We start from the raw sequence: 8,435 nt of genomic DNA on the forward strand, positions 1-8,435 counted from the left end.
CCTGCTCATGGACGGCTCCCGGCGGGAGAACGACGCAGAGCACTCCTGGTATGTGGGCATACTGGCGATGATCTTCGCCGAACACGCGCCTCCCGGCACCGACATCCAGCGGGTCGTCGCCATGCTCATGGTGCACGACCTGGTCGAGATCGACGCGGGCGACACGTTCATCTACGATCCGGCCGCGGTGGCCGCCCAGGCCGAGGCCGAGCGGGCCGCCGCCGACCGGATCTTCGCCCTGCTCCCCGCCGACCAGGCGGCCGCGCTGCGTGACCTGTGGGAGGAGTTCGAGGCGCGTAAGACGCCGGAGGCGAGGTTCGCCAGGGCGCTCGACCGTTTCGCGCCGATCCTGGCCAACCACAACACCGAGGGCGGCACCTGGCCGCTGTTCAAGGCGACGGCGGCGCAGGTCAAGGAGAAGGTCCGGCTGATCGAGGAGGGTTCGCCCTCGCTGGGCGCGTACGCACTGGACCTGGTGGAGCTCTCCGTCGCCAGGGGTCACCTGTCCGAGTGATGCCCTCAAGGCGGGGGTAGGGGACATTTCGTGAAAGAGATAGTGCGACCGAGACGTAGGCACTTGCGCCGTTTCGGGGGGCCGGTTGACCTCGCGGAACAGCTCGAGAGGTCCAAGGCCATGGACGCGCCCATCCGGGTGCTGGCCAAGGCCGTACGCGACACGATCCGTCCTGGCCCGCTGCGCGACGTGCTCCACGGCGTGCCCCTGGGCAAACCCTCACATCCTCCACTAGCCAACGTGAGCCTCGGCTGCTGGATCTCCGCGGCCGTGCTCGACCTCACACGCATCGATCCCAGGGCGTCGCGGCTGCTGCTGGCCGTCGGCGTCGGCAACGCGCTGCCCACGGCCGCGGCCGGGCTGACCGACTGGTCGTCGCTGCACCTGGAGCAGCAGCGCGTCGGCTTCGTCCACATGATGCTGAACGTCACCGCGCTCGGCCTGTTCTCCGCCTCGCTGGTCTCGCGGCTGGCCGGGAACGAGCGGGCCGGCCGGATGCTGTGCCTCGCGGGAGTCGGCGTGGGCAGCACGGGCGCCTACCTGGGAGGCCACATGGCCTACCGGCAGGCGGCGGGGGCCAACCACGCGCCCCAGGTCGCGCACCTGGTGCCCCTGGGCTGGCACGACCTCTGCGCGCTCACCGACCTCCCCGACGGCAGGCCCGTCGCGCGGCGGCTCGGCTACATCCAGCTGTTCGTGCTCCGGCGGGGCGACCACGTGACCGTGCTCGCCGACCGCTGCCCGCACCTCGCCGGCCCGCTCCACCAGGGCCGGCTCGTCGAGGAGAACGGCGAGGCGTGCGTGGTGTGCCCGTGGCACGGCAGCACGTTCCGGCTGGGCGACGGGTCGGTCAAGCATGGGCCCGCGACCGCGCCCGCGCCGACCTTCGAGACCCGGATCCGGCGTGACGGCGTCATCCAGGTGCGCCCCGGGCTTGACCTCAAGTTGAGTTGAGGTCCTACGGTCGGGGGCCATGAGCACGATTCTCGTGACCGGGCCGACCGGGAATGTGGGCAAGCACGTCGTCTCCAAGCTGGCCGAAGCGGGCCTCGCGGTCCGCGCGCTGGTCCGCGACCCGTCCAGGGCCAGGCTTCCTGCCGGTGTCGAGGTGGTCAGCGGTGACCTGACGGCGCCCGAGACGCTGGAGCCCGCGCTGCGTGACGTCGAGGCCGTCTTCCTGATCTGGCCCGGCTTCGCCGCCGAGACGGCCGAGCCGGTCGTGGCGGCCGTCGCCAAGCACGCCCGCCGTGTCGTCTACCTGTCGGCCGACGTGGCCGAACTCGCCGAGGACGAGGAGCCCGCGCTCTTCCATCAGGAGCTCGAGCGGCTGATCAGGCGGACCGGGATGGCGTGGACGTTCCTGCGACCCAGCGGTTTCGCGACGAACACGCTCGGCTGGGCCGGCCAGATCCGCCAGGGCGTGGTGCGCTGGCCGTACGGGGAGGCTTCGCGGTCGTTGATCCACGAGGAGGACATAGCGGCGGTCGCGGTGCACGTGCTCACCTCGGGCGGGCACGCGGGGGCCGCGTACGTGATCACCGGCCCGGAGAGGCTGACGCAGGCGGAGCAGGTCCGGATCATCGGCGAGGCGACCGGGCGGGAGGTGCGCTGGGAGGAACTGCCGCCCGAGACCGCCCGGGAGGAGCTGCTGGCCGCCTGGGGCGATCCCGAGTTCGTGGACGGGGCGCCGGCGGCTCAGGGCTCGTCAGTGGCTCAGGGCTCGTCGGTGGAGTGCCGGATGGCGGAGTCTTCGTCGGCGGGGTGCTCGACCAGCGCGAGGATGCGGCTGGACATGAACCGCGCGGTGCGTATGGCGGTGCCGCTGCGCGTCACCTCGCTGACCTCGACCAGGCCCCGCCTCGTGGCCACCTCGACGCGGCGGCCCGCACGGGTGGCGACGACCTCGTAGGTACGCGGGCTACCCCCCGCGTCGATGACGATCTCCACCCGATCACCCTTCATGTCGGATTCATACCCAGAAGGGCGGGAAGTTATCCGTACACCAGTTTGATAATCGCGGCGATCCCGACGGCCACGATGATCCCCCGCAGGATCGGCGCCGGGATGCGCCGCCCCACCTTCGCCCCCGCGAACCCGCCCACCGTGGACCCCAGCGCCACCGCCAGCACAGCCCACCAGTCGACCTCGGCGAACAGGACGAAGAGCACGGCCGCGGTTGAGTTGACGACGAATGAGAGCACGTTCTTCGCGGCGTTCACGCGCTGGAGGTCGTCACTGAGGAAGGTGCCGAGCAGCCCGATCAGCAGCACGCCCTGGGCCGCGCCGAAGTAGCCGCCGTAGACCCCCGCGCCGAGCACGCCGAGCCAGAGCGCCACCCCCCCGTGGGAGTGCGCGTGCTCGCGCCCGGGCGCCAGCCTGGCGCTCAGCCGCGGCTGCGCCACCACCAGCACACACGCCCCGGCGATCAGCACGGGCACCACGACCTGGAAGACCCTCGGGTCGAGGTAGAGCAGCAGGATCCCGCCGATGATCGAGCCGAGGCACGAGGCGGTGCCGAGGCGGACGAGCCGGTCACGCTGGCCCTTGAGCTCCTCGCGGTAGCCGTAGGCGCCGGTGAACGAGCCGGGGACCAGGCCGATGTTGTTGGACACGTTCGCGACCACGGGATCGAGGCCCACCGCCACGAGGGTGGGGAAGGTGATCAGCGAGCCGGAGCCGACGACCGCGTTGATGGCCCCGGCCGCGACCCCTGCCGCGCACACCGCCAGCGCTTCCCAGATCGTCACCCGCCCGAGCCTAGACGTCCGCCACCCGCCCGATCACAGCGGGTCACCGGCTTCGGCGGCCGTGAGTGTCTTTAAAAGTCCACGCCGATCGCGCCGGCGCTAGTGCGCGCGGGCGTACCAGCGCCCCTCGGCGCTGCGGTCGAGCGTGAGCGGCAGCCCGAACGTGCGCGACAGGTTGTCGGCCGTCATCACCTGGTCGAGCGGTCCCTGTGCCACGACCGAGCCGTTGCGCAGCAGCAGCCCGTGCGTGAACCCGCTCGGCACCTCCTCCACATGGTGGGTGACCAGCACCAGCGTGGGCGAGCGGAAGTCGTGGGCGAGCACCGACAGGCGGCGCACGAGGTCCTCGCGCCCGCCCAGGTCGAGCCCGGCGGCCGGCTCGTCGAGCAGCAGCATCTCGGGGTCGGGCATGAGCGCGCGGGCGATCTGCACCCGCTTGCGCTCCCCCTCCGACAGGGTGCCGAACCGACGCCGGATCAGGTGGGCCGCCCCCAGCATGTCGATCAGCTCGACGGCCCGGGTGACGTCGTTGGAGTCGTACTCCTCGGTCCAGCGACCCATGATCCCGTAGGACGCGGTCAGCACGAGGTCGATGACCTTCTCCTCCGGCGGGACGCGCTCGGCCAGCGCGGAGCTCGCCAGCCCGATGCGGGGCCGCAGGTCGAACACGTCCGTCTGGCCCAGCCGCTCGCCGAGCACCTCGACGACGCCCTCGCTCGGATAGAGGAGCGTGGCCGCGACCTGCAGCAAGGTGGTCTTGCCCGCGCCGTTGGGCCCGACGACGACCCATCGTTCGTCCTCGTTGACCTCCCAGTCGATGCCGCGCAGCAGGGCCGCTCCGTCCCGTCTGACGGCTACGTCCTGGAGCCGCAGCACCTGACCACCCATCCCCGGTCCCTCCTTCAGGAGAATGCTCGGGTCAAACCTATTGCAGGGCGAGCGCTTATCGTGGACCGGTGCGCCCTGAATCGACTGTCTCTCCCGTCCTGGTCGCCTGGTGCAACTCCTGGCTCGCAGGTCACGTGGGCCTCGACGAGGCGGCCGACCGTGTCGAATCCGCCGCCGGTCCCACGGTTGTGGGCGAGGTTCCGCTGCGCAAGTACCTCGCGAGCCTCCGGGCCGACGGCCTGACCGGGTTCCGGCTCGCGCTGCCCGCTCCCGGCGACCCGCTCGGGCTCTCCGGGCCCCCGCAGTTCAACTCCGCCGCCGTGGACGCGGGCGAGGCCGCCATCGCCGTCCTCCCCGACCGCCGCCTCGGGCTGGTCCCCTCGCCCGATCTGCGCGGGTCCTCGTACGTCGGGGTACGCCTGGCCGTGCACGAGGCCGGGCCCGTCAGGCACGACCTGCCGTCGGTCGCCGAGGCCGAGCAGGAGCTGTCGGCCGTAATGCGGTCCGCGACCGAGGCGCTGGCCTCAGTCGAGGGCCCGGCCCAGGGCCGGCCGGAACGGCTCGCCGCCGGCGGGGCGGGGCTCGCTCCCGGCTATCCCGCGCGGGCCCACCGCGTCGCGTCGCTGGCCACGCGGCTCTCCGCGGTCCTGCGGCTGGCCGACGAGCGCGGGCTGACCTCGGCGCAGCACGCCACGCGCGGCGCCGCCCTCCGCGAGCTCGACGGCGCGGTACGGCGTGCCCTCGTGGCCGCCCACCACGCCGTCTTCGAGCCGCTCAGAGGCTCATAGCCCGATCGATCCTCCGACGTGCGTCAGGCCAGGCCGTGGCGGACCGCGTACAGGGCGGCCTGGGTGCGGTCCTGGACGCCCAGCTTCATCAGCACGTTCGAGACGTGGGTCTTGACCGTCTTCTCCGCGACGGCCAGGCTCCTGGCGATCTCGCGGTTCGAACGGCCCGCCGCGATCAGCGCGAGCACCTCCCGCTCCCGCTCGGTGAGCAGCGCCGGCCCCGGCGGCGCCCCGCCCCCGCCCGCAGCGCCGCCGGCTCCGGCCAGCACCGCCTCGGCCGCCTCCGGCGCGAGCAGCACCTGCCCGCCGTGCACGGCCCGTACGGCCTGCACCAGCGCGGCCGGATCCACATCCTTGTAGAGGAAACCCGCGGCGCCCGCCCGCATCGCCGGCCCCACGTCGGACCGGTCGCTCACCGACGTGAGCACGACCACCCGCGTGGCCGACCCCGACAGCCGCTCCAGCGCTCCCAGCCCGTCGAGCACCGGCATCCTGAGATCGAGCAGCAGCACGTCCGGAGCCAGCTCGGCGACCAGTTCGACGGCCTCGGCCCCGTCGCGGGCCTCCCCCACGACCGTGATGTCTTCCTGCAGGTCGAGGAAGGTGCGCAGCCCCTGGCGCACCACCGGATGGTCGTCGGCTATCAGCACCCGGATCACCGGCCCACCTCCACACGGACCGTGGTCCCCTTGTCGAGGGCCGAGTCCACGGTCATGACACCGCCCACCGACTCGGCCCGTTCACGCATCGACACCAGCCCGAGGCCGCGCGAGGCCGCCTGGTCGAAGCCCGTGCCGTTGTCGCCGACCGACAGCACGAGCCTGCCGCCCTCGTCGCGGAGCCGTACCGACACCTCGGACGCGCCGGAGTGACGCAGGGCGTTGTGCAGCGCCTCCTGCGCCACCCGGAGCAGGGCCACCTCGACGGCGGGTTCGACCGGCGGCAGCTCGTCGCACCCGAACGTGACCCGGGCCGGGTGCAGCCGGTCGAGCAGGCGCACGTGCTTGCGCAGGGTCTCGGCGAGCCCGTGACGGTCGAGCTCCGCCGGGCGCAGTTCGACGATCACGGCGCGCAGCTCGGCCAGCGCCTCGCCCGCCAGGCGCTGGACCCGGTCGAGCTCGGCCGCGGCCCGGCCGGGGGCGCTCTCCAGCATCGTCTCCGCCGCCCGCGCCGACAGCCGGAGCGAGAACAGCTTCTGGGTGACCGCGTCGTGCAGCTCACGGGCCATGCGGTTGCGCTCTTCGAGCATGGCCAGCTCGCGGCCGCGCTCGTACAGGCGGGCGTTGGTCAGCGCGATGGCGGCGTGCGCGGCGAACAGCGTCAGCAGCTCCTCGTCCGCGGGCGTGAAGCCGCCGGGAGAGCGCTTGTTGGCCAGGAAGACGATGCCGAGCACCTCGTCGCCGTCGCGGATCGGCACGCCCAGGAAGTCCTTCATCACCGGGTGCGCCTTCGGCCACCACTCGAACCTGGGGTCCTTCGTCAGGTCGGGCAGCCGCACCGGGGCCCCGTCGCGCAGCATCGCGCCGAGCATCCCATGCTGGCGGGGCAGCGGGCCGATCGCCTCCCACTGCCGGTCGGTGAGGCCCTCGGCGACGAACTCGGCGAACGAACCGTCCTCGTCGGGCACGCCCAGGGCGGCGTATCGGGCGTCCAGCAGCCGCTGCGCCGAGCGGACGATGACCTGCAGCACCTCCCGCACCGACAGGTGCCGGGTCACGGCGAGCACGGCCGAGCTCACCGCCTGCAGGATCTCCTCCCTGCCCTCCGAGGTCACGGCACCTACTCTATGGTCCCGGGCTCTGCGGCCCCGGGCTCTGCTCTGCGCTCCCGGGCTCCGATGGTCCTAGGTCGAAGTGCCGAGGCGGGGCCGGGTCCCGCGCCCGATGCGCGGACCGCGCCGCCTTCCTAGCGTCGAGGCATGACGAACACCGCACTCATCACCGGCGCCTCCCGCGGCCTCGGCCTCGCGCTCGCGCGGTCATTGGCGGGCGCGGGATGGAACCTCGTGATCACCGCCCGCGGACGCGACGACCTGGACCGGGTCGCGGCCGAACTGGACGCCACAACGACCGCCGGCACCGTTGGGCCGGCTGGGACCGCCGCCGTCACCGCCCTCGCCGGCGACGTGACCGACCCCGCGCACGTCGAGCGGCTCTCGCTGGCCGCACCCGAGCTCGACCTCCTCGTCAACAACGCCGGCGACCTGGGCGTGACCCCGCTGCCGCGCCTGGCGGGCTACCCGCTGGAGGCGTTCAAGGTGCTCCTGGAGACGAACGTGACCGCTCCCCTCGCGCTCACGCAGGCCACGCTGCCCGCGCTGCGCGCCCGGCGCGGAGCCGTGGTCAACATCACCTCCGACGCCGCCACCGGCGCGTACGAGGGCTGGGGCGGCTACGGGGCCACCAAGGCCGCCCTGGAGCAGCTGTCGAACGTGCTGGCCTCGGAGGAGCCCGAGCTGGCCGTCTGGTGGGTCGACCCGGGCGAGATGAACACCCGCATGCTGGCCGACGCGGTCGGCGCGGAGGAGGCCGCCGGGGCCGCCGACCCGGCGAAGGTCGCCGCGGCGCTCCACGACCTCGTACGCGCCCGCCCGGCAAGCGGCAGGGTGAGCCTGCGATGACCGCGACGCTCGACTTCGCCCTGCCGCCCGCGCTCTCCGCGCACGAACCGCCCGAGGCCCGGGGGCTGGCCCGCGACTCGGTACGCATGCTCGTCTCCCGGGGCGCCCGCGTGCCTGAACACCACCGCTTCACCGACCTGCCCGCCCTGCTGGAGCCCGGTGACCTGATCGTGGTCAACAACTCGGCGACCCTGCCCGCCGCCGTCCGGCTCGACCGGCTGGCCGTGCACTTCTCCACGGCGCGGGAGGACGGCACCTGGCTGGTCGAGCTGCGCCGCCGCACCTCCCAGGCCACCGAGCCCTACCGCGGTGGCGAGCCCGGCGAGTGGCTGCCCCTGCCTGGACGCGCGACGCTGCGGCTGATCGACCGGGAGACGCCCCGGCTGTGGCGGGCCCGGCTCGACCAGGACGGGCTCGACCAGGACGTGGAGGCGTACCTGCGGGCGCACGGCGTGCCCATCCGCTACTCGTACGTGCCGCGGGACTGGCCGATCGAGACGTACCAGACCGTGTTCGCCACCGTGCCGGGGAGCGCGGAGATGCCGAGCGCCGCCCGGCCGTTCAGCGCGGACCTGGTGACGGCGCTGGTGGCGCGCGGCGTCCAGATCGCGCCGATCACGCTGCACGCGGGCGTCGCCTCGCCGGAGAAGGACGAGCGGCCCTACGCCGAGCGGTACGCCGTGCCCGCCTCGACCGCCAGGCTCGTCAACCTGACCCGGGAGAGCGGCGGCCAGGTGGTGGCCGCCGGCACGACCGTGGTCCGCGCCCTGGAGACCGCGGCCCGCGACGGCGGGCGGGTGTCCGCGTCGGCGGGCTGGACCGGGCACGTCGTCACCCCCCTGACCGGCGTGCGAGCGGTCACCGGCCTGATCACGGGG

Annotated in this window: 10 protein-coding genes; 6 read left to right on the forward strand and 4 right to left on the reverse strand. The window is 73.3% G+C overall.

Features of this window, described 5'->3' with window-relative positions; translation table 11 throughout:
- The 3 genes from DAT37_RS13190 to DAT37_RS13200 form a co-directional block, all read left to right on the forward strand.
- Positions 1-514, forward strand: a 514-nt coding sequence (locus DAT37_RS13190; RefSeq protein WP_109525033.1) for an HD domain-containing protein, incomplete at its 5' end; no start/stop codon positions are given.
- A gap of 30 nt (positions 515-544) precedes the next feature.
- Complete coding sequence (locus DAT37_RS13195) at positions 545-1,468, forward strand: Rieske 2Fe-2S domain-containing protein (RefSeq protein ID WP_198654259.1); 924 nt, start codon at positions 545-547, stop codon at positions 1,466-1,468.
- Between the two features lie 19 nt (positions 1,469-1,487).
- Positions 1,488-2,423, forward strand: a complete 936-nt coding sequence (locus DAT37_RS13200; protein ID WP_109525035.1) for an SDR family oxidoreductase — start codon at positions 1,488-1,490, stop codon at positions 2,421-2,423.
- Positions 2,424-2,505: 82 nt separating this feature from the next.
- Here DAT37_RS13200 and DAT37_RS13205 read toward each other — a convergent pair whose 3' ends face one another.
- The gene (locus DAT37_RS13205; protein WP_109525036.1) at positions 2,506-3,261 is read right to left on the reverse strand and encodes a sulfite exporter TauE/SafE family protein; all 756 of its coding nucleotides are present in this window, start codon (positions 3,259-3,261) and stop codon (positions 2,506-2,508) included.
- 99 nt (positions 3,262-3,360) lie between these two features.
- Complete coding sequence (locus DAT37_RS13210) at positions 3,361-4,149, reverse strand: ABC transporter ATP-binding protein (RefSeq protein ID WP_109525037.1); 789 nt, start codon at positions 4,147-4,149, stop codon at positions 3,361-3,363.
- Positions 4,150-4,217: 68 nt separating this feature from the next.
- Here DAT37_RS13210 and DAT37_RS13215 point away from each other — a divergent pair, with 68 nt between their 5' ends.
- A complete protein-coding gene (locus tag DAT37_RS13215; RefSeq protein WP_198654260.1) occupies positions 4,218-4,937 on the forward strand; it encodes a hypothetical protein in 720 nt (239 codons plus the stop codon).
- Positions 4,938-4,960: 23 nt separating this feature from the next.
- Here the strand turns inward: DAT37_RS13215 and DAT37_RS46040 are convergent, their stop codons facing one another.
- A complete protein-coding gene (locus DAT37_RS46040) occupies positions 4,961-5,596 on the reverse strand; it encodes a response regulator (RefSeq protein WP_109525039.1) in 636 nt (211 codons plus the stop codon).
- A complete protein-coding gene (locus tag DAT37_RS13225) occupies positions 5,593-6,711 on the reverse strand; it encodes a GAF domain-containing sensor histidine kinase (protein WP_232839718.1) in 1,119 nt (372 codons plus the stop codon). The genes DAT37_RS46040 and DAT37_RS13225 overlap by 4 nt, the downstream gene beginning before the upstream one ends.
- A 144-nt stretch (positions 6,712-6,855) precedes the next feature.
- Between DAT37_RS13225 and DAT37_RS13230 the strand changes: the two genes are divergently transcribed.
- Together DAT37_RS13230 and DAT37_RS13235 are read left to right on the forward strand one after the other, a co-directional pair.
- Positions 6,856-7,557, forward strand: coding sequence for an SDR family NAD(P)-dependent oxidoreductase (locus DAT37_RS13230; RefSeq protein WP_109525040.1), 702 nt, complete (start codon positions 6,856-6,858; stop codon positions 7,555-7,557).
- Positions 7,554-8,435, forward strand: an 882-nt coding sequence (locus DAT37_RS13235) for an S-adenosylmethionine:tRNA ribosyltransferase-isomerase (RefSeq protein WP_109525041.1), incomplete at its 3' end; no start/stop codon positions are given. The genes DAT37_RS13230 and DAT37_RS13235, both read left to right, overlap by 4 nt.

It is taken from the genome of Nocardia aurea, from assembly GCF_003123685.1.
GTDB classification, from domain to species: domain Bacteria; phylum Actinomycetota; class Actinomycetes; order Mycobacteriales; family Mycobacteriaceae; genus Nocardia; species Nocardia aurea.